Here is a 19,584-nt window from a genome sequence, read left to right on the forward strand (position 1 = left end):
CTGTAGCGCCGGGACTGGCGTACAAAGGAGGAATGGTTGATTGGGAGGGGCCGCTGTCCGAGGCGTACGAGCGGGCGATGATCTACCTGGAGGGGCTGCCGGAGCGCCGGGTGGGGCCGCGGGCGACGGCGAAAGAGTTGCACGAGGCGCTTGGTGGGCCGTTGCCGACCGGGCCGACGGATCCGCGTGAGGTGGTTGAACACCTTGCGAAGGGGGTCGATGACGGGCTGTTGCCGAGTGGGAGTGGGCGGTTCTTCGGGTTCGTGTTCGGCGGCGCGACGCCGGCGTCGCTGGCTGCGGACTGGCTGACGACGGTGTGGGATCAGAACGCGGGTCTGTACGCCGCTTCGCCCGCTGCCGCCGTGGTCGAAGACGTCACCGCGCGGTGGCTGGTCGAGCTGTTCGGGCTGCCGACGGGCACCTCGGTCGGGTTCGTCACCGGTGCGCAGATGGCCAACTTCACGGCGCTGGCGGCGGCACGGCATGAGGTACTGCGCCGGGCCGGGTGGGACGTCGAGCGGGACGGGCTGATCGGCGCACCGCCGATCCGGGTGCTCGCCGGAGCGGAGCGCCACGACACGATCGATCGGGCGCTGCGGTTCCTCGGCCTGGGAACGAACAGCATCGTGCCGATCGCGGTGGACGAGCAAGGGAGGATGCGCCCTGACGCGCTGGCCGAGGCGCTCGATGCGGATCCCGGCCGGGCCGCCGGCGGCCGTGGTAGCGCGATCAACCGACCGACGATCGTCTGCGCACAGGCCGGCAACGTCAACACCGGTGCGTTCGATCCGATCGCGGAGATCTGCGAGATCGCACACGCACAGCAGGCGTGGGTCCACGTGGACGGTGCATTCGGATTGTGGGCAGCAGTCAGTCCGGGCCTTCGGCAACTAGTTGATGGGATCGACAGAGCCGACTCCTGGGCGACGGATGCGCACAAGTGGCTGAATGTGCCGTACGACTCGGGCATCGTGCTCTGCGCGCATCCCGAGCCGCACCGGGCCGCGATGTCGATCCGGGCCGCGTACCTGATCCAGGACGAGAACGGCGAGCGTGACTCGCTCGACTACAACCCGGAGTTCTCGCGCAGAGCCCGCGGCATCCCCGTGTACGCCGCCATCCGCGCGCTCGGGCGGGATGGCATCGCCGAGATCGTCGACCGCTGTCACGCGATGGCAAATCGATTTGCACAAAACCTCAGAGCCGGCAGAGCAGAAGTCCTCAACGACGTCGTGCTCAACCAGGTCCTGGTGAGGTTCGGCGACGATGCCACCACCCGTCGCGTGGTCACCGAGGTACAGAACGAAGGCACGTGCTGGATGTCCGGCACCACCTGGCAGGGCAAGGCCGCGATGCGCATCTCGGTCTCGAACTGGACCACCGGTCCGGACGATATCGACCGCTCGGCAGCCGCCGTACTGAAAGTGTTCGAGCAGTTGTCGATTTCCTGACCGGCCGTTCGACGCCCAGGCGTACGAACGATCACAGGAGGAGACGGACATGTCGTTCCAGGCGTACTTGGACAAGATCGAAGAGAAGACCGGGCGGACCCCGCGCGAGCTGGTCGACGAGGCCAAGGCCAAGGGGTACGGCGACGTCAAGGCCGGGGTGATCTGCGACTGGCTCAAGGCGGATTACGAGCTCGGGCGGGGGCACGCGATGGCGCTCGTGCACGTGATCAAGAACGGGCCGCAGATCAGCGACAAGCATGTCGGCACCACGGGCACGCACTCCGACCCGAGCAACATGCTCTGGCTGGACGGGAAGGCGACCAACCCGGCGCTACGGTAGGCGGGTGGAATCGAAGAAGTCGCCGCGGGACAAATGGATCACCGTCTACGGGCGGAAGCCTGTGCTGGAGGCGTTGCACGATCCGAAGCTCTCGGTGGCGAAGGTGGTGCTCGCGGACAACGCGACCGGGGGCTCCATGCAGGAGATCCTCCGGGCCGCGGAGAAGTACGGGACGCCGGTCGAGCGGGCGACGGCCAGCCGCGTGAAGTGGCTGGCCGGGAACGGCAAGCACGACCAGGGTGTCGTCGCGGACGTCGACGCGCCGCGGATGACCCCGCTGGAGGAGTTCGTCCGGGACCGCGGGAAGCGGCCGACGAACGTGTTCCTGCTCGACGGCGTCACGAACCCGGGCAACGTCGGCATGATCCTGCGGACCGCGACCGGCGCCGGCTTCGACGGGGTGATCCTGCCCAGGGCCGGTACGCCGCACGTCGGGCCGCTCGTGATCAAAGCCTCGGCCGGTATCGCGTTCCAGGCGCCGATCGTCAACACCTCCACCGCGAAGGCCGCGGTCGACCTGCTCCGGAACGCCGGGTACCACGTCTACGGGCTCTCGGCCCGCTCGCAGGACTCGCTGTTCAAGGCCGAGCTCGCCCCGCGCGCCGTGTACGTCCTCGGCGGCGAGACCAACGGCATCACCGTGTCCACCGACTCCGACCTGCAGATCCCGCTGCATGCCGGCGTCGAGTCCCTGAACGTCGCCGTCGCCGCCGCGATCGTCGCCTTCGAGGTCACCAACCGCTGACCGCCAACCGCTGATGCAACCGAATCTCACGACGACGCGTTTATTGCGCAGCGCGAGTTGAGGAGGCCAGGTTGGACAGCGAGGCGGAGGGCGAGTACACCGCGTTCGTCACCCATCACGCCAACGCGATGTGGCGTACGGCGTACCTGCTCTGCGGGGACCGTCGACGGGCGGAGGACGCGACCCAGGAGGCGCTGCTGCGGCTGTACCGGCGCTGGCCGAGGCTGTACCGCAAGGGCGGCATCGTCGCGTACGCGCGAAAGGTCGTCGTCTCCGCGACACTCGACGGGCTGAGACGACGGTCGAGCACAGAGGTCGTCGGCGGCGACACCTACTTCACCGGCGAGGCCGATCCGACCGACCACGTCGGCCGTGCCGAGCGTCGGCTCGTGATCACGCAGGCTCTCGCCGAGCTCCCCGAGCGGCAACGGGCCTGCGTCGTACTGCGGTACTTCGACGACCTGTCCGTCGACGAGACCGCCGACGTACTGGGCTGCCGGCCGGGCACGGTCAAGAGCCAGACGATGCGCGCGCTCGACAAACTCCGCCTGCACCCGGCCCTCGCCGACTTCGACCTCGCCGAACTGGGAGGCTGACATGACCAACCACCTCAAGGACCTGATGACCGAGGCCGTCGACGCGCAGGCGCCGTACGTCCCCGACGTCGACACGCTGGTCCGGACGGGCCGCAGGCAGGTACGCCGACGCCGCGTCGTCACCGCGATCGCAACGGCAGCCACGGTCGCCGTCATCGCGGGTGCGACGACGGTCGCAGTCGGAACGATCGACCGCTCCAGCGAGGAGCCGGTCGCCCCGATCACGTCGCCGAGCCGGACGCCGGACACTTCAGAGCTGTCCGCGCCGCCCGGCGGCAGTACCGGGCTCTGCACCAAGGGGGACGGTTCGGCGTCCGACGGCTGGTTGTGGCCGAAGGTCGTTCTCTACGTCCAGGACACGTTCGGGATGTCGATGGTCCGGTCGCCCAAGGCCGGCGGTGCCATCGCGTTCTGCACGACCGAGTGGGGCAACGGGGCTAGCCACTCGGTCGTACCCGGCGGCGCGAAGAACGGGATCGTCCTGCGCAAGAGCGCCGCGGAAGGTCGGGGTGCAAAGCCCGGCTCGAGCGTGACCACCGTGTTCGGCACGGTGCCGCGCGGGACTCCCCCGCGGGTGACCGTCGAGACGGCGGACGGGTACGTCGGCGTCGCGAAGGTCAAGGACGGGTACTTCGTCTACCGCCGCGTGGAGCACTCGCGCTGGCCCGGGCCGCTTCCGCACGCGATCGTCCGGTTCAAGTACGCAGGCAAAGCGGAGTACGTCGCGGCTAGCCGGTGATCTTCTCGACGAGCTGTGACGCCGAGTCCCGGTCGTAGCCGCCGGAGATCTCGGTCTTGCCGCCCGCGATCGCCGACTGGACGCTCGGGGCGGTGACGACCTCGCCGCGGACGACGATCGCCAGCTGGTTCGCGGGCGGGGTCTGCTTGGCGAGCCCGGCAGTCAGCTGCTCGAACAGGGTGGCGCCCTTCGAGTCGAGGGTGAGACCGACGTACCAGCCGCCGGCCCCGTTCTCCTGGATCGCCGCCTTGACGTCGGTCACGTTGCTGCCGTCGAGCTCGACCTTGCCGAGCGTGTACCGCATCCCCTTCGCGTCGCACGCCGTACCGGCAGGCGACGGGGTCGGGCAGGTGCCGGCCTTGACCGTGAGGACGCGGCGGAACTCGACCGCGGTCGGGTCGGACGGCTTGGTGCGGGCCGAGGGCTCGGCCGCCGGCTTCTTCCCGTCGTCGCCCCGGTTGACGATCACGATGACGGCGGCCGCGATGATGATGCCGAGGAGCAGCACAAGACCGCTGACCAGCAGGACGAGCCCTCGGGACCGCTTCGGCGACGGCTGGGAAGGGAAGAGCGGCGGCAACGGCGGCTGGCCCGGTGGTTCGTACGGCGGCTGGTTCGGAGGGACCGGCGGCTGCGTCATGGGACAGCATGCTACGTAGTCAAGAAGTCACCTTGAGCAGACGAGCCGCCAGCTCGGCGTTCCGCTGGGCGAACGTCCGCCACAGCTCCGGCGTCGCCGCGACCCGCTCTCGAGCCGTCGCCTCACCCGCCGCCCGCTGCGTCCACGTGCACATCCGGCCGGCCCGCAGCTCGAACCGCACGAGCACCCCGTCCGCCCACCCGTACACCTCCGCATCCCGCGGCTCGAGCCAAGCGACCTTCTGCTCGGCGACGATCCAGTCGAGCGCCTCGATCTCCCCCTGCACCTTGGCCGCGAACTCGTACCGCAGCCCGGCCGAAGCGCGATCCCGCCGCCGCACCAGCTCTGCCCGCAACGTCGCCACCGCAGCCGGATCCCGTTCCAGTACGGCGATCGCCGTACGCGCCAGCGCCTCGCGATCCCCCGGCCCGATCCCGAACAGCCGCCCGAACTCCTCGGCGGACCCGTCTCCGGAGACCGTGTATTGCAACGGCAACACGCGATGCAGCCCCGAGATCGCCTGCCGGATCCGCAGGCCACCGAGGTACGGACCGAAGTGCGGTAACGAACCGCTGACTGTGTGCGAGAAACTCAGCCCTGGCTTGGATCCGGTCGCGAGCCGGATGTAGCCGACAACCTCCGCGCCGCCCTCGACGCGGTTCCAGCGCGGCTTCGAATGTTCGAGCAGATTGCGCTCCAGCCACGCCGCCTCGTGTTCGGAATCGCACGAAACGCCTTCTACCCGGGCGATCCGCCGTACCATCCGGGCCAGGTGCGGACGGTCGCCGAGATTGACCCAGTACGACTGCACGCGCCGCCGCAGGTTGCGGGCACGACCGATATACAGCACCTTCCCGGCATCGTCGCGGAAACGGTACACGCCCGGCACTGTCGGCAACTCCCGGACGCTACGGATCATCAGCCCAGTGTGCCCGATCGGATCGGACGAGTGATGGTCGGTTGAGTGTTTGAAACGAATGCATTTCGGGGGTTGCGCGGCCGCGACCCGCAAGTCATCCTGACGAGCGATCCGAGTGCTCGCAGGGGGCTGTGAGGGCAAGCACCGGACTTGGGAGGCTGGGGGGCTTCGTGAGGTTATCCGCCACATGGCTGCGTCATGCGCTGCCTGCGTTGAGTGTCCTGTTGTTGCTGCCGCTTGCCGTGATCGCGCCGGCACAGGCCGCGGTCGCGCCGACCGGATTCAGTGAGCAGGTGGTGTTCACCGGCCTGACGAATCCGACCAACGTCGCGTTCTCGCCGGACGGCCGCGTGTTCGTCGCCGAGAAGAGCGGCCTGATCAAGGTCTTCGACTCGCTCGACGATCCGACGCCGAGCGTGTACGCCGACCTGCGCACCGAGGTCTACAACTACTGGGACCGCGGCCTGCTGGGGATGGCCCTGAACCCCAACTTCCCAACGGATCCAAGGATCTACGTTCTCTACACGCACGACGGCCTGATCGGCGGCCCGACGCCCAAGTGGGGTACGCCGGACACCAACGACGACCCTTGTCCGTCGCCACCAGGCCCGACCGCCGACGGCTGCCAGGCCAGTGCGCGGCTCTCGGTCCTCAACGAGAACGGCGCCGAGCAAGTGCTGGTCGAGGACTGGTGCCAGGTGTTCCCGAGCCACTCGATCGGCTCGATCGAGTTCGGCCCGGACGGCATGCTGTACGCCGGCGGCGGTGACGGCGGGAGCTTCAACTACGTCGACTACGGCCAGGACAGCTTTCCCGCATCCGACCTCACACCTGACAACCCGTGTGGCGACGGTCCCGCTCCGGTCGGAGCGACGCTGACGCCGCCGACCGCCGAAGGTGGAGCGCTCCGGGCACAGGACGTACGGACGACCGGCGATCCGACCGGCCTCGACGGTTCGATCATCCGCATCGACCCCGACACCGGCCAGGCCGCGCCGGGCAACCCGGCGTCGAGCAGCGCCGACCTGAACACGCGCCGCATCGTCGCGAACGGGCTGCGCAACCCGATGCGGTTCACGTTCCGCCCGGGAACCAAGGAGATGTGGATCGGCGACGTCGGCTACTCGACCTGGGAGGAGATCGACCGGATCGTCGACCCGACCGCTCGTGTGACGAACTTCGGCTGGCCCTGCTACGAAGGCGCCGGCCGGCAGCCCGGGTACGACGCGATCAATGTCAACCTCTGCGAGAACCTGTACGCCGCCGGCCCGTCCGCGGTCGCGGCGCCGTACTACGCGTACAAGCACAGCGACCACATCGTGACCGGCGAAACCTGCACCGTCGGCAGCTCGTCGATCTCCGGCATGCAGTTCTACGGCAGCGGGAACTACCCGGCGGAGTACGACGGCGCGCTGTTCTTCTCCGACTACAGCCGCCGCTGCGTCTGGGCGATGATGCCCGGCTCGAACGGCCTGCCGGATCCCGCGAAGATCCAGGTGTTCGCCTCGGGGTACGGCGCGACGAAGCTGCAGACCGGTCCGGGCGGGGACATGTTCGCGGTCGACTACGACAACGGCCGGATCCTGCGGTACGTGTACGACGCGACCAACAATCCCCCGAGCGCCGTGATCCACGCGGACCCGTCGAGCGGGCCGACGCCGTTGACGGTGACGTTCGACGGGACCGCCTCCAACGACGCCGATGGCGACGCGTTGACGTACGCGTGGGACCTGGACGGCGACGGTGTGTACGACGACTCGACGGCCGCGACCGTCCAGCACACCTATACGACGGCAGGAGAAGTCGTCGCGCGGTTGAAGGTGTCGGACGGTCATACGACCGGTGCGACGTCCATGCAGATCAACGTGGCGAACACGGCTCCGACAGCGCTGATCACGTCGCCCGGTCCGGCGACGACGTGGAAGGTCGGGGACACGATCAGCTTCTCTGGCTCGGCGACCGATCCGGAACAAGGGACGTTGCCGGGGTCGGCGCTGACCTGGTCGCTGATCATGCATCACTGTCCGAGCGACTGCCACACGCACACGATCACGTCGATGACCGGGGCGAGCGGTAGCTTCACGGCGCCGGATCACGAGTATCCGTCGTACCTCGAGCTGAAGCTGACGGCGACGGATGCGCAGGGGCTGACCGACACGAAGAGCGTGCGGCTCGATCCGAAGACGGTCGGGCTGCGGCTCGCCACCTCGCCGGCCGGGTTGCCGGTGACCTCGCTGAACACGACGGCGAAGACCCCGTTCACCTCCACGGTGATCGTCGGGTCGAGCGTCTCGGTGTCCGCGGACCCGACCCAGGCCTCGGCAAACCAGCTGTACCGGTTCGCGTCGTGGTCGGACGGCGGTGCGCGCGACCACAACCTCTTCGCGCCGGCCGCGGCCACGACGTACACGGCGTCGTACGGCGTGAAGCGGAACATCGCCCGGGGTCGACCGGCGCTTGCCTCGAGCACCTATCTCGCCGGGCGCGAGGCGTCCAAGGCCGTTGACGGGTCGATGACGACCGCCTGGTCGAGTGCGCGCACCGATCCGCAGTGGCTGCGGATCGATCTGGGATCGGTGCAGGTCGTCAACCGGGTGCTGCTCAACTGGTTGTCGACGGCGTACGCGAAGTCGTACCAGATCCAGGTCTCCGGGAGCGGGCGGACGTGGAAGACCGTCGCGTCGACGGTCAGCGGTGACGGCGGCACCGACAGCCTGGTGTTCTCACCGAACTACGCGCGGTACGTGCGGATCAACGCGACGAAGCGGGCCGTTGCCGGCAGCTACTACTCGCTGTGGGAGTTCGGCGTCTTCCAGGACACGGGGCTCGTGACCGGGATCGGCGGCAAATGCATCGACGTCTACCAGGCTGCGACCGCGGACGGTACGCCGACGACTCTGTACACCTGCAAATCGTCGGCGAACCAACTGTGGGTGCCGTCACTCGAGGATGCGACCGTGCGCACGATGGGCAAGTGTCTGTCGGCTCGCACCACCACGCTCAACACCCCGGCGGTGTTGTGGAGTTGCGACGGTTCACCCGGCCAACGGTGGACGCCGCAGACCAATGGCACGCTGGTCAATGCAGCATCCGGCCTGTGCCTCAATGCCGCTGGCGGTTTGAGCGCCAACGGCACCAAACTGATCCTCGCGACCTGCACGGGCGCGACGAACCAGAGGTGGGTGCTGCCGTAATTCAGTCGTTGTGACGACCGCGTCGCACCTATCGTCTGCGGTATGAGCAAGGGTTGGGTGGACGAGGGGTACGGCGCGGTCGCGGACACCTTCGCGGAGAACTTCTCGCTGTTCCCGGAGCTGGGCGCGGCCGTCACGGTGTACGCCGGAGGGCGCAAGGTGGTCGAGCTCTGGGACGGGGACGCCGCGCCGGGACGGCTGTGGTCGGAGGAGACCGTCGTACCGGTGTTCTCGTGTGCCAAGGGGCTGGTGAGCGTCGTCGTCCATCTGCTTGCTCAGTCGGGGCAGTTGTCGCTGGACGAGCCGATCGGGACGTACTGGCCGTCGTTTGTTGCTAACGGCAAGGACGAGATCACCTGCCGGATGGTGCTCGGGCACCGGGCCGGTATCCCGGTGCTGGACGCGACGCCGTCGTTCGAGGAGATTGCCGCGTGGACGCCGGTGATCACCGCGATCGAGGAGCAGAAGCCGCTGTGGGAGCCGGGGACGACGTACGAGTATCACGGGCATGTGTTCGGGTTCGTACTCGGCGAGGTGGTGCGGCGGCTGACCGGACAGTTGCCGGGGGCATATTTCCGCACCGTCATCGGTGAGCCGCTCGGGTTGCGGGCCTGGATCGGGTTGCCGGCTTCGGAATTGTCTGACCTGGCTCGGCTCGAGGAGTCCGAAGGGCGTCCGCCGGCGTTGGATCCCGAGCACCTGTTGATGCGCATCGTGACGATGAACGGCGCGTTGGTGTTCCCCGGCATCGACGAGCCGCACGGCTGGAACGATCCTGCCCTGCTTGCGATGGAGCTGCCCGGCGCCGGTGCCGTGGCCTCAGCAACGGGGCTCGCCGGGGTGTACGCCGCGGCGATCACCGGGCTCGACGGCGCCGAGCCGCTGTTGTCGCGTGACACCGTTTCCGACGCGGCTCGAGAGGTGTCGTCCGGCACTAGTTACCTGGGCTTCGACGCGGGTGCGCGGTGGGGATCCGGGTTCCTTCTCGACTCCCCGTTCCGTCCGACGCTTGGTCCTCGCAGCCTCGCGAACGACGGCGCGGGTGGCCAGTTCTCCTTCGGCGACGACGAGCACGGGATCGCGTTCGCGTACACCGCCAACAGGATGATCGGGCATGGCGACGCCCGATCGACTCGCCTGGTCGACGCCGTTCGCAGCTGTCTCAGCTGAGCAGGAGGTCGGCGACGAACTGCGGGGCCTCGTTCATCACGTTGTGGCCGGTCGGGACCTCGTGGACCTGCCAGGCCGGATCGGCCCGGAGCCGGGTGTGGAGGCCGGCGAACGGCGTCTGGTCCGCCCATCCCTCGCAGTACACGAAGTCCCGGCGACGGATCTCGTCGACCTTGCCGGTGAGCCGGATCTCCTGCATGAACGAGGCGAGCGGATGCGGACGACGGCGGGGATCGCCGTTGCCCGGCGGACGAACGGCGTACCCGCTGGTCGTGCTGCCCTCGATGGTGAGATTCCGGAAGTAGTCGTTGACCAGGGACCACCAGGACTCGCTGTCGCGCGGTACGAACGCGTCGAGGTGCACCATTCGCGAGATGCGGCCGGCGGCACGATCCGCGGCGGCGGTGATCACCATGCCGGCATAGCTGTGGCCGACCAGCGTGACGTCGGTGAGGTCGGCGCGCTCGAGCAACCGCAGTACGTCGTCGGCGTGCGTGTCGAGGTTGGCGGTTGCGACCGCCGTCTCGTCGTCATCCGGCGCCAAGCCGGTCAGCGTCAGCGCGTGGACCTCATGCCCCTCCAGGAACGGGACCACCGCCTCATAAGCCCACGACCCCTTCCAACCACCGGGAACCAGCACGAACGTCGTCATGGGCCTATCTCACCGGAGCTCGGCGTGGCTTGCTACCGCTAGGGAGCCAACTAATGCTCATCCCCGGCCAGCGTTGAGTAGAGGACAGAAGCTGACCACTACTGAGAGGAGGCTGTAGCCATGAGCAAATATCCCGGTGGTAAGTCGACTGTTACTCCGTACGTGGCTGTTCGTGGGGCCGCGGCCTGGCTCGAGTTCGTGCAGGAGGCGTTCGGCACCGCGCCGGCCTTCGCCGTTGCCAACCAGGACGGCACGATCGGGCATGCCGAGATCACCATCGGCGACTCGGTCGTGATGGCCTTCGACTCCCAGCCCGACTGGCCGGACACCCCGAGCTTCCTCAGCGTGTTCGTCGACGACGCCGACGCAACCGTCGCCCGCGCCGTCGCCGCCGGCGCCACCATCGTCACCGAGCTGACCACCTCCAAGATCGTCGGCGACCGCGGCGCCCGCATCAAGGACCCGGCCGGCAACATCTGGTGGATCCAGACCCACCTCTACGACGTAAACCCCGCCGACCTCCCCGCTCTCTTCGCCGACCCACAGGAAGCCGCCGCCATGGCCCGCCTCCAAGAATCCTTCGCCACCGAAATGCGCTCCCGCGTCTAGTGGACGGGATGCCAGCTGAAGGCAGCAGCCGTTCGCTCGACGTGGCCCAGGCCGGGGAAGGGTAAGTGGTACGCGTGGATCAGGAGGTGTTCGTCCGCCGCCCGGGCGAGAATTGCCCGGCGGCTCGCGATCGACACCTCCTGATCCAGATCCCACGGCGTGGCCCAATCCGGGTGCGTCAGTTGAAGCGGGTCGTAGAACGTGTCGCCGACACACAGCAGACGCTCTCCCCGCGACTGCAGGAGGACCGCGGAGTGCCCCGGCGTATGACCTCGCGAGAGAACGGCGTGGACACCCGGCAACAGCTCGGTACACGTGAAGACGACGGCCGCCAGGTTCGAGCGGGAGAAGCCGGCGCCGGTCATGCCCACCTCGAGCTGGCCGACGAGCGGTTCGATGCACTCGCCGTACCCGAAGAAGCTAGCCCCCAGACCGGTGTCCACAACCGCCATCCCGTCAGAGGTGCTGACGAACAAGCAGTTGTACCCACAGATCAGCGTGGATCGTCCCGCGCTCAGGCTTTGGGTGGGGATTGGGTGGTGTTCATTTGGGGTTCATGTGGGGTGGGGAGGGTCGCGGGGACTGCTGTGAGGGGAGCTTGGGATGGTTCGTGGTAAGTGGGTGGTGGCGGCTTCTGTGGTGGGGGTGGCTGCGTTGGTGGCGGGTACGGCGCCTAGTGCGGTGGCGGGTGAGCGGGAGCCGAAGGTGGTGGGGACGGCGACCTTGCCTGACATCTCCTTGGCCAAGTTCTCCAACGGGTTGATTCGTGGGTCGGTGGACAACGACCGGAAGGTCGATCTCGGTGGGATCGGCAGTGACATCTACCCGGCCGGTAAGCGTGGCGAGTTCTGGACCGTGACGGATCGCGGGCCGAACGGGCAGATCAAGGTCGACGGCGTGAACCGGCGGACGTTCCCGGTGCCGGGCTTCGATCCGGCGATCGTGAAGGTGAAGGTCGACGGCAAGAAGCTGAAGGTGATCGACGCGATCCCGATCACGACCCGGCACGGCAAGCCTGTCACCGGGCTGTCCAACCAGGAGAGCCACGACGAGCTCCCCTACACCTTCGACGCGTCCACGCGCCTCGGCATCAACCCGAACGGGCTCGACACCGAAGGCATCGTGCGCGCGAACGACGGCACGTTCTGGCTGGTCGACGAGTACAGCCCGTCGCTGGTGCACGTGTCGAGCCGCGGCCAGGTGCTCGCGCGGTACGTCCCGAAGGGCCTGAACCTCCAAGGCGCCGACTACCCGGTGATCGAGTCGCTGCCGGCGATCTTCCTGACCCGCAAGATCAACCGCGGCTTCGAGGGGCTCGCGCAACTACCCGGCGGCGACCTGGTCATCGCCCTGCAGAGCCCGCTCTCGAACCCGAGCAAGAAGGTCGGCGAGGCGTCGCTCAACACTCGCCTGCTGCGGTTCTCGCCGCACCGCGGAAAGCTGACGGCCGAGTACGCGTACCAGTTCGATCCGGTCGGCGTCGTCGACCCGGGTGAGGACGACACCAGCGAACTCAAGATCTCGTCGGTCGTTGCCGCAGGCCCCGAAACCCTGCTGGTCGAGGAGCGGACCGACAACGCCGCCCGCCTGCAACGCGTCGTACTGCGGCCGTCCGCGAACACCCTCGGCTCGAAGTGGGACGACGCGGCAACCACCCCGTCGTACGAAGCCGACGCGACCGGCGTACCGGTCCTGAAGAAGCAGCTGTTCCTCGACCTGAACACGGTCAACGGCGCACCGAAGAAGATCGAGGGCGTCGCGCTCGTCCGCGACACCCTGGTCGTCATCAACGACAACGACTTCGGGATGACCGATGGGCCGGCGGCGTTCGATGCCGAAGGCAACCTGGTCGGCAGCGGCATCGAGACGACGCTGGTCACGATCCGCCTGCACTGAGCCGACGGCCCTGGGAGCTCAGGAGGCTCCCAGGGCCGTTCTTATGCGCGCCTGTCGAGGCAGACCGCGGTGAGCCAGGTCCAGCCGAGTACGACGGCCACGTCGAACGCGATGATCGTGGGCCGGCTGCCCGCACCCGCACTGAGCCCGGCGAAGGCACCGAAGAACAGGATGCCGGTGACGGCGGAGAAACGGGCGAACCCGCGACGACCGATCGACCGGTAGTGCGCGGCGATCACCAGGCACCCGGCGATCAGACCGGAGAAGCCGATGGTGCCGGCAACGAAGTGGCCCATCCCGCGGGCGCTGATCTCGGCGTAGTCGGCCGGCGTCCCGGCCGGGAAGCCGGCTGCCGGATCGGCCGGAAACGCGGCCGCGAGCAGCAGGCCGAGTCCGTACACGGCCACGAGCCAGGGGCCCCACACCCGACCACGGGGGGCAGGCGAGCTTCCGCCGGCAGCGCGAAGCGGACGCGACCGGTGCCCGATCGTGCGGTGGAGGCCGATGGCGCGGCGGAGGCCGATGGCGCCGGCGATGGACAGCAGGCCGCTCACGACAAAGTTGGCTGTCTGGATCCAGCCCGGTCCGCCGTTGGCGAGGAGGCTGGCGGGGTGGCGGGTGATGTCGAAGCCTTCCCGGGTGAACGCCTGGGTCAGCCAGACCACGACGTACAGCGGACCGGCGACGGCACCGCCGGTGAGCAGCGCACTGGTGGAAACACCGCGGGCCGAAACGGTCACATCGTGAGCAGTCATCTCGAATGTCCTTTCACAGAGGATGTCGTCACCCCCTGCGTCGAGCGACCACGCCCGGACTCGACACCACAGACGAAATAGCCCCGCGAAGTGTGATGTGCGTTTGTTCACGTCACATCGGTTGCCTGCCCGGCGTCAGGTGTTTGTTCGATGAGGACAAACGCAAAGGAACGTCATGAGCGCAGTGATCGAAGGATTCGGTGGAGAGATCGTCGGACCGGACGACGCGGGGTACGACGTCGCGAGCCGGACCGCGTTGGTCGGGGGCAGCCCGGCGTACGTCCTCAGGCCGGCGAGTGTCGAGGATGTCCGCAAGGCGGTCGCTTATGTTGCGGAGAGCGGGCTGCCGCTGGCGGTCCGTGGCGGCGGGCACGCGTTCGCCGGGTTCGGGACGAACGACGGCGGTGTGGTGATCGAGCTCGGCAAGCTGGCCGGGATCGAGCTGGTCGACAAGGAGCGGCACGTCGTACGGATCGGCGGCGGTGCCACCTGGGGACAGGTCGCGGCCGCGCTGGCGCCGCACGGGCTCGCGATCTCCTCGGGTGACACGAAGAGTGTGGGCGTCGGCGGGCTGACGCTGTCCGGCGGGATCGGGTGGAAGGTCCGCAAGTACGGTCTGGCGCTGGACAGTCTGGTCGCTGTCGAGCTCGTGACCGCGGCCGGTGACGTCGTACGGGCGTCGGCAGACGACAACGCCGAGCTGTTCTGGGCGGTCCGTGGTGGCGGCGGCAACTTCGGGATCGTGACCGCGTTCGAGTTCGCGGCCCACCCGACGACCGACATCTACTTCGGCAAGATCGCCTTCCCGGCGAACGAGATCGCCGACGTGCTCCAGGGCTGGGCCGCCTACCAGCGCACCGCACCGGCCGAGCTCACGTCGATCGCGGCGTTCGCGAACCCGTTCCTCGGCGGCCCCGACGCGCCGCTGGAGATCGAGCTCGCGTACGACGGTGACGACGCGGACCTGGCCGCCCAGGCGATCGACCCGATCCGCAAGCTCGGGACGGTGCTCGCCGACGAGGTCGCGCTCCGGCCGTACGCCGAGGTCCTGGTCGACGGCGTGGTCCCGCCGCCCGGTATCCAGCTGACGACCCGGAGTGCCTTTGTCGACAAGGATTCCGTCCCCGAGGTACTGCGGATCCTCGCCGAGACCGGCGCGTCCCAGGGCTCGCCGATCATGGCCGTCCGCACCGTCGGCGGGGCCGTGTCGCAGGTCGCGGCCGACGCCACGGCGTACGCGCACCGCGAGGCGGAGCTGATGTTCGCCACGACCACGATCGGCCCGCCTCCGGTCATCGCGCCGACCGCCCCGGCCCGGCAGGCGCTCTGGGACAAGCTCGCGCCGCACGTCACCGGCGCGTACGCGAACTTCTTGTCCGAGGCCGATGATGCCGATGTGGCCGCGGTCTACCCGGCCGCGACGTACGAGCGGCTCGCGACGGTCAAGCGTGAGTACGACCCGGCCAACCTGTTCAGCGGCAACCACAACGTGAGGCCGGCATGAGCCCGACGAGCGGCAAGGTCTGGTTCGTCACCGGCTCGTCCCGCGGCCTCGGTCGCCACTTCGTCGAAGCTGCCCTGTCCCGCGGGGACCGGGTGGCCGCGACGGCCCGCAAGAGCCTCACCGAGTTGGTCGACACGTACGGCGACGCAGTACTCCCGCTCGAGCTCGACGTCACGGACAAGGCCGCCGTCTTCGGGGCCGTCGAGCAGGCGAAGGAGCACTTCGGCCGCCTCGACGTGATCGTGAACAACGCCGGCTACGGCCTGTCTGGGGCGGTCGAGGAGTTCACCGAGCAGCAACTGCGGGACCAGATGGAGACCAACTTCTTCGGTCCGGTCTGGGTCACCCAGGCAGCGTTGCCGTACCTGCGTGAGCAGGGCAGCGGCCACATCATCCAGATCTCGTCCGTCGCCGGGCTGACCGGGTTCCTGCTCGGCAGCGGGTACTGCGCATCGAAGTGGGCGCTCGAAGGACTGAGCGAGGCGCTTGCCCAGGAGGTCGCAGGCTTTGGGATCAAGGTGACCGTGGTCGAGCCGGGCGGCTACGCGACCGAGGGCCTGACCGGCGGTGTCGCCGCGACACCGAACCCGCTGTACGACGGCCAGCGTCAGGCGCTCATGGATTACGTTGCGTCGGTCGACTTCGACGACCCGGCCGCGGCCGGACCGGCGATCCTCGAGCTCGCCGACTCCCCCAACCCGCCGCTGCACGTGTTCTTCGGCCAGGGCTACGAGCTGGTGAAGCAGGCGTACGAGGACCGGCTGAAGACCTGGGCGGACTGGCAGGAGCTGTCGCTCAGGGCGATCTAGCGTCACGATGCAGTCCGACCGCGACGACGATGATCGTGACCGCGGCCAGTTCGGCCGGCCGCGGGAACTGCCGCAGTACGACGGCACCGATCACCGTCGCCGTGGCGGGCAGCAACGCCAGCATCAACGCGAACGTGGACCGCTTCAACCGCGCCATCGCGAGCTGATCCGCGACGTACGGAATTACCGACGAGCACACGCCGACTCCGACCGCCGCCGCGAGCAACCCGGGATCGGTGAACGCGGGAACGGCCGCGTGGACGCCGACGGGGAGCGCGAGCACGGTCGCCACTCCCATCGCGAGCGCGAGACCGTCGATCCGGCGCAGGCCTTCGACGCGAGACATGCGATGGCCGAGGACGACGTACGCCGCGAACAGGACCGCGTTGAGTGCGGTGAAGACCAGTCCGATCCAGTCGTGGGACAGGCGGATGTCAGTCAGCACGTAGACGCCGGCGACTGCGAATACCAGCGCCAGCAGGTTGCGCAGTGAACGCACGGCGATCGCCGCGAGCAGGATCACCGGCGCGAACTCGGCCGCGGCGACGGTGCCGAGCGGGATGCGATCGATCGCCAGGTAGAAGCAGCAGTTCATCACCGCGAGGACGGCGCCCCACGCGATCACCAGCCGGCGTGTGCTCCAGGAGAGAGGCTGCCATGCGCGCCACGGCCGCCGCCAGATCGAGAAGATCAACCCGGCCGCGGCGATCCGCAGCCAGGCCACGCCGAGTGGATCGATCCGCGCGAACAACAGCACCGCGAACGCAGGCCCCAGGTAATGGAAGACCGCGCTGACGATGAAGTAGGCCTGTGGCGGGACCGTCCGTCGCATCACTTCACGGTAGGAAGCAACTCGCCGTCGGGCCATGGCGTTTCGGCAAGCTCCGGGCGCTGATCCTTTCCGATGTGATACTGCGGCAATGCGTCGATCGATGATGTTCGCTGCCCTGGCCGGGTCGTTGCTGCTCGTCATGTCACCATTGACGGCTCAGGCGAAGGCGGAGGCCACCACGGTGAAGACTCTGACGTTCAACATCCATCACGGGCAGGGCGTCGTCGACGGGAAGCTCGACCTCGAGCGGGTCGCGAAGACAATCGAGGCCTCGGGCGCGTCGGTCGTCGGCCTGCAGGAGGTCGACAAGTACTTCGACGCACGCAGCAACTGGGTGGACCAGCCGGCCTGGCTGGCGGCGCGGCTGAAGATGAACTACGTGTTCGCGGCCAACCTCGACTGGGACCCGCTCGAGCCGGGCAAACCCCGTCGGCAGTACGGCACGCTGGTGTTGTCGAAGTACCCGATCGTTGACTCGCGCAACAGTCTGCTGCCGCTGCACCCGGGCAGCGAGCAGCGCGGGCTGCTGGAGACGCTGATCGACGTCGGCGGTACGCCGCTGCGCTTCGCCGACACGCACCTGACCACGATCAACGACGGCGAGCGGATCGAGCAGGTCAACGCGATCGTTGCCTTGCTCAAGGATGCGCCCGAGGCAACGATCCTGGTCGGCGACTTCAACGCCGTACCGTCGTCGGCCGAGGTGAAGACCCTGACCACCCATTGGACCGACACCTGGCCGGAGAAGGGTTTCGGGCTCGGGTTCACCAGCGCGGTACCGCTGCCGACCAAGCGGATCGACTACCAGCTGCACAGTGCGCAGCTGGCGACGACCGCGGTGACCGTCCCGGCGAGCCTGGCCTCCGACCATCTCCCGGTCGCGGCCACCTATTCGCTGAGCTGACTTTCGTACGCCTCCGCGGACCAGCTGGCTGCGGTCTTCGTGACCAGCTTGGCGCCGAGTCGTTCGTAGAAGCGGTAGCCGGCCGTGTTCTCCAGGCGGAGGCCCCAGCCGATCGGGAGCCGATCCGGCAACGCGTGCCGGGCGAGGCCGAGCATCAGCTTGCGACCCACGCCGGCGTCGCGGAACTGCTCGCGGACGTACAGGTCGTCGAGCGCGAGCTGATCGCCACCGACCCACAGGTACGGCCGGCGCAGGGCGGACACGTAGCCCGCCGCAACCCCGTCCACCTCAGCCAGCAGCACGATCACCTCCTCGCGCCCGAGGAACCCTTGCCAGTCCGCGACGCTTGCCGTCACGTACTGCTGCTGATCCTGGTACGCCGCCAGCTCCCCCAGCATGGTCAGCACGAGCTCTGCATCCGCGACCACCGCGCGGCGAATCTCAATGGACATGAACCCCTCCGGTTGAAGGCTTGAACGCCGGTACGACGATCAACGCAAGGACCGCCGCCACCGCTGCGGTGATCGCGGCGAACGTGAACCCGCGCGCGAATCCGCTCGACACGGTGCCGGCAAGACTGGCCGCGGCCACACTCGACACGACCGCCACGCCCAGCGAGGCGCCGAACTCGTGGAACGTGCTCAGGATGCCGGACGCGAGGCCCGCCTCCCGATGGTCGATCTGCGCGAACGTCGTGGTCGACGACGCGACGAACGCGGCGCCGAGTCCCACCGTCCCGACGGTCATCCCGGTCACGATCACGGCAGCACCCGCCCAGATCGCTGGGAGAGCGACACCGATCACGGTGATGACGAATCCGGCGACCGCGACCGGGCGGGCGCCGGCCCGTCCGACGAGTTGGCCGGCCAGGTGCGCGCCGACGATCGCGGCGATTGCCACCGGCAAGAACAGCAGGCCGGTGCGGAGTGCGCCGTACTGCTTGAAGTGTTGCAGGTAGAAGGATCCGAGGAAGAACATCGAGATCATCAGAGCGGTTGCGATCAGCAACATGAAGGTGCCGGCGGCAACGGGTCGGCGGGTCAGGATCCGGAGGTCCATCAGCGGTGACCGGACGGAGCGCTGGACCCAGGCGAAGACGCCGTACAGGACCAGAGCGCCGGCGAGCGTGCCGAGGGTTGCGGCCGAGAGCCAGCCGCGGTCGCCGGCGTTGATGAGCGCGTAGATCGCCGCACCTGTGCCTGCTGTGACCAGAAGAGCGCCGGGTACGTCGAGGCGGCCCTGCTGGTCGCTTCTCCGGTCTTTGGGGAGCGTTCGCAGCAGAAGGACGAACACGATCAGGCCGATCGGCAGGTTGATGTAGAAGACCCATTGCCAGCCGGGGCCGGCGGTGAGCAGACCACCGAGCAGTACGCCGATCGCGGAGCCGCCACCGCCCATCGCGGACCAGATGCCGAGTGCCTTGTTGCGCTCGTCGCCGTCGAACGTCTTGGTGACGACGGACAACGCGGCCGGCGAGAGCATCGCGGCGCCGATGCCCTGGGCGACGCGGCCACCGAGGAGCAGCTCGGGGCTTCCGGCCAGGCCGGTGACGAGCGAGGCCAGCGTGAACACGATCAGGCCGGTCAGTACGACGCGGCGCGAGCCGAACAGATCGGCGGCGCGACCGCCCAGCAGCATCAGGCCGCCGAACATCAGCGTGTACGCGCTCACCACCCAGGTGAGGGTCTCGCGACTGAGCCCGAGATCGGTCTGGATGTTCGGCAGCGCGATCGCGACCACGGTCACGTCGAGGATCAGCATGAACTGCGCGACGGCGAGCAGCCCCAGCAGCCGCCACCGCCGGGGATCGGGTTGGTTCATCGGTCATC

At 68.4% G+C, this 19,584-nt stretch carries 20 protein-coding genes; 12 read left to right on the forward strand and 8 right to left on the reverse strand.

Annotated features, from left to right (window positions below; genetic code table 11):
• Positions 1-32: 32 nt before the first annotated feature.
• The 5 genes from ABT313_RS06770 to ABT313_RS06790 all read left to right on the forward strand — a co-directional run bounded on the left by ABT313_RS06770 (position 33) and on the right by ABT313_RS06790 (position 3,871).
• The gene (locus tag ABT313_RS06770; RefSeq protein ID WP_350849443.1) at positions 33-1,451 is read left to right on the forward strand and encodes a pyridoxal phosphate-dependent decarboxylase family protein; all 1,419 of its coding nucleotides are present in this window, start codon (positions 33-35) and stop codon (positions 1,449-1,451) included.
• A gap of 49 nt (positions 1,452-1,500) precedes the next feature.
• Positions 1,501-1,791: a DUF4287 domain-containing protein gene (locus ABT313_RS06775; protein WP_350849445.1), complete on the forward strand. Its 291-nt coding sequence runs from the start codon at positions 1,501-1,503 to the stop codon at positions 1,789-1,791.
• A 4-nt stretch (positions 1,792-1,795) separates the two neighbouring features.
• Positions 1,796-2,536: a TrmH family RNA methyltransferase gene (locus ABT313_RS06780; RefSeq protein WP_350849447.1), complete on the forward strand. Its 741-nt coding sequence runs from the start codon at positions 1,796-1,798 to the stop codon at positions 2,534-2,536.
• 71 nt (positions 2,537-2,607) lie between these two features.
• Complete coding sequence (locus tag ABT313_RS06785; RefSeq protein WP_350849449.1) at positions 2,608-3,132, forward strand: SigE family RNA polymerase sigma factor; 525 nt, start codon at positions 2,608-2,610, stop codon at positions 3,130-3,132.
• 1 nt (position 3,133) lies between these two features.
• A complete protein-coding gene (locus ABT313_RS06790; RefSeq protein ID WP_350849450.1) occupies positions 3,134-3,871 on the forward strand; it encodes a hypothetical protein in 738 nt (245 codons plus the stop codon).
• Here the strand turns inward: ABT313_RS06790 and ABT313_RS06795 are convergent.
• Positions 3,861-4,511, reverse strand: coding sequence for a SecDF P1 head subdomain-containing protein (locus ABT313_RS06795; protein ID WP_350849452.1), 651 nt, complete (start codon positions 4,509-4,511; stop codon positions 3,861-3,863). The genes ABT313_RS06790 and ABT313_RS06795 overlap by 11 nt on opposite strands.
• Before the next feature lie 19 nt (positions 4,512-4,530).
• The gene (locus ABT313_RS06800) at positions 4,531-5,430 is read right to left on the reverse strand and encodes a GIY-YIG nuclease family protein (protein ID WP_350849454.1); all 900 of its coding nucleotides are present in this window, start codon (positions 5,428-5,430) and stop codon (positions 4,531-4,533) included.
• Between the two features lie 212 nt (positions 5,431-5,642).
• Between ABT313_RS06800 and ABT313_RS06805 the strand changes: the two genes are divergently transcribed.
• Positions 5,643-8,624 carry a ricin-type beta-trefoil lectin domain protein gene (locus ABT313_RS06805; protein ID WP_350849456.1) on the forward strand — a complete coding sequence of 994 codons (2,982 nt, stop codon included), beginning with the start codon at positions 5,643-5,645 and terminating at the stop codon, positions 8,622-8,624.
• A 42-nt stretch (positions 8,625-8,666) separates the two neighbouring features.
• The gene (locus ABT313_RS06810; protein ID WP_350849458.1) at positions 8,667-9,794 is read left to right on the forward strand and encodes a serine hydrolase domain-containing protein; all 1,128 of its coding nucleotides are present in this window, start codon (positions 8,667-8,669) and stop codon (positions 9,792-9,794) included.
• Here the strand turns inward: ABT313_RS06810 and ABT313_RS06815 are convergent.
• Entirely contained in the window at positions 9,787-10,446 is a 660-nt protein-coding gene (locus ABT313_RS06815) for an alpha/beta fold hydrolase (protein WP_350849459.1), read from the reverse strand. The genes ABT313_RS06810 and ABT313_RS06815 overlap by 8 nt on opposite strands.
• 120 nt (positions 10,447-10,566) lie before the next feature.
• Here ABT313_RS06815 and ABT313_RS06820 point away from each other — a divergent pair, with 120 nt between their 5' ends.
• Positions 10,567-11,055, forward strand: coding sequence for a VOC family protein (locus tag ABT313_RS06820; RefSeq protein WP_350849461.1), 489 nt, complete (start codon positions 10,567-10,569; stop codon positions 11,053-11,055).
• Here the strand turns inward: ABT313_RS06820 and ABT313_RS06825 are convergent.
• Complete coding sequence (locus ABT313_RS06825) at positions 11,052-11,507, reverse strand: MBL fold metallo-hydrolase (RefSeq protein WP_350849463.1); 456 nt, start codon at positions 11,505-11,507, stop codon at positions 11,052-11,054. The two genes, ABT313_RS06820 and ABT313_RS06825, sit on opposite strands and share 4 nt — an antisense overlap.
• 151 nt (positions 11,508-11,658) lie before the next feature.
• Here ABT313_RS06825 and ABT313_RS06830 point away from each other — a divergent pair, with 151 nt between their 5' ends.
• The gene (locus tag ABT313_RS06830; protein ID WP_350849465.1) at positions 11,659-12,951 is read left to right on the forward strand and encodes an esterase-like activity of phytase family protein; all 1,293 of its coding nucleotides are present in this window, start codon (positions 11,659-11,661) and stop codon (positions 12,949-12,951) included.
• 41 nt (positions 12,952-12,992) lie between these two features.
• Here ABT313_RS06830 and ABT313_RS06835 read toward each other — a convergent pair whose 3' ends face one another.
• Positions 12,993-13,706 carry a DUF998 domain-containing protein gene (locus ABT313_RS06835; RefSeq protein ID WP_350849467.1) on the reverse strand — a complete coding sequence of 238 codons (714 nt, stop codon included), beginning with the start codon at positions 13,704-13,706 and terminating at the stop codon, positions 12,993-12,995.
• Between the two features lie 175 nt (positions 13,707-13,881).
• Here ABT313_RS06835 and ABT313_RS06840 point away from each other — a divergent pair, with 175 nt between their 5' ends.
• A complete protein-coding gene (locus ABT313_RS06840; protein WP_350849469.1) occupies positions 13,882-15,210 on the forward strand; it encodes an FAD-binding oxidoreductase in 1,329 nt (442 codons plus the stop codon).
• The gene (locus ABT313_RS06845; RefSeq protein ID WP_350849471.1) at positions 15,207-16,019 is read left to right on the forward strand and encodes an SDR family NAD(P)-dependent oxidoreductase; all 813 of its coding nucleotides are present in this window, start codon (positions 15,207-15,209) and stop codon (positions 16,017-16,019) included. The genes ABT313_RS06840 and ABT313_RS06845 overlap by 4 nt, the downstream gene beginning before the upstream one ends.
• Here ABT313_RS06845 and ABT313_RS06850 read toward each other — a convergent pair.
• Entirely contained in the window at positions 16,006-16,851 is an 846-nt protein-coding gene (locus ABT313_RS06850) for an EamA family transporter (RefSeq protein ID WP_350849473.1), read from the reverse strand. The two genes, ABT313_RS06845 and ABT313_RS06850, sit on opposite strands and share 14 nt — an antisense overlap.
• A gap of 88 nt (positions 16,852-16,939) precedes the next feature.
• Between ABT313_RS06850 and ABT313_RS06855 the strand changes: the two genes are divergently transcribed.
• Positions 16,940-17,755 carry an endonuclease/exonuclease/phosphatase family protein gene (locus ABT313_RS06855; RefSeq protein ID WP_350849475.1) on the forward strand — a complete coding sequence of 272 codons (816 nt, stop codon included), beginning with the start codon at positions 16,940-16,942 and terminating at the stop codon, positions 17,753-17,755.
• Here ABT313_RS06855 and ABT313_RS06860 read toward each other — a convergent pair.
• Both ABT313_RS06860 and ABT313_RS06865 read right to left on the reverse strand, forming a co-directional pair.
• Positions 17,740-18,207, reverse strand: a complete 468-nt coding sequence (locus tag ABT313_RS06860) for a GNAT family N-acetyltransferase (RefSeq protein WP_350849477.1) — start codon at positions 18,205-18,207, stop codon at positions 17,740-17,742. The genes ABT313_RS06855 and ABT313_RS06860 overlap by 16 nt on opposite strands.
• Entirely contained in the window at positions 18,197-19,576 is a 1,380-nt protein-coding gene (locus ABT313_RS06865) for an MFS transporter (protein ID WP_350849479.1), read from the reverse strand. The genes ABT313_RS06860 and ABT313_RS06865 overlap by 11 nt, the downstream gene beginning before the upstream one ends.
• Between the last annotated feature and the right edge of the window lie 8 nt (positions 19,577-19,584).

This window comes from Kribbella sp. NPDC000426, from assembly GCF_040300265.1.
Taxonomy (GTDB): Bacteria; Actinomycetota; Actinomycetes; order Propionibacteriales; family Kribbellaceae; genus Kribbella.

Coding starts and splice junctions, on each gene's coding strand:
- ABT313_RS06770 (WP_350849443.1), top strand. CDS start 33: ATGGTTGATTGGGAGGGGCCGCTGTCCGAGGCGTACGAGCGGGCGATG.
- ABT313_RS06775 (WP_350849445.1), top strand. CDS start 1,501: ATGTCGTTCCAGGCGTACTTGGACAAGATCGAAGAGAAGACCGGGCGG.
- ABT313_RS06790 (WP_350849450.1), top strand. CDS start 3,134: ATGACCAACCACCTCAAGGACCTGATGACCGAGGCCGTCGACGCGCAG.
- ABT313_RS06795 (WP_350849452.1), bottom strand. CDS start 4,511: ATGACGCAGCCGCCGGTCCCTCCGAACCAGCCGCCGTACGAACCACCG.
- ABT313_RS06800 (WP_350849454.1), bottom strand. CDS start 5,430: ATGATCCGTAGCGTCCGGGAGTTGCCGACAGTGCCGGGCGTGTACCGT.
- ABT313_RS06810 (WP_350849458.1), top strand. CDS start 8,667: ATGAGCAAGGGTTGGGTGGACGAGGGGTACGGCGCGGTCGCGGACACC.
- ABT313_RS06815 (WP_350849459.1), bottom strand. CDS start 10,446: ATGACGACGTTCGTGCTGGTTCCCGGTGGTTGGAAGGGGTCGTGGGCT.
- ABT313_RS06820 (WP_350849461.1), top strand. CDS start 10,567: ATGAGCAAATATCCCGGTGGTAAGTCGACTGTTACTCCGTACGTGGCT.
- ABT313_RS06825 (WP_350849463.1), bottom strand. CDS start 11,507: ATGGCGGTTGTGGACACCGGTCTGGGGGCTAGCTTCTTCGGGTACGGC.
- ABT313_RS06830 (WP_350849465.1), top strand. CDS start 11,659: ATGGTTCGTGGTAAGTGGGTGGTGGCGGCTTCTGTGGTGGGGGTGGCT.
- ABT313_RS06835 (WP_350849467.1), bottom strand. CDS start 13,706: ATGACTGCTCACGATGTGACCGTTTCGGCCCGCGGTGTTTCCACCAGT.
- ABT313_RS06840 (WP_350849469.1), top strand. CDS start 13,882: ATGAGCGCAGTGATCGAAGGATTCGGTGGAGAGATCGTCGGACCGGAC.
- ABT313_RS06845 (WP_350849471.1), top strand. CDS start 15,207: ATGAGCCCGACGAGCGGCAAGGTCTGGTTCGTCACCGGCTCGTCCCGC.
- ABT313_RS06850 (WP_350849473.1), bottom strand. CDS start 16,851: ATGCGACGGACGGTCCCGCCACAGGCCTACTTCATCGTCAGCGCGGTC.
- ABT313_RS06855 (WP_350849475.1), top strand. CDS start 16,940: ATGCGTCGATCGATGATGTTCGCTGCCCTGGCCGGGTCGTTGCTGCTC.
- ABT313_RS06860 (WP_350849477.1), bottom strand. CDS start 18,207: ATGTCCATTGAGATTCGCCGCGCGGTGGTCGCGGATGCAGAGCTCGTG.
- ABT313_RS06865 (WP_350849479.1), bottom strand. CDS start 19,576: ATGAACCAACCCGATCCCCGGCGGTGGCGGCTGCTGGGGCTGCTCGCC.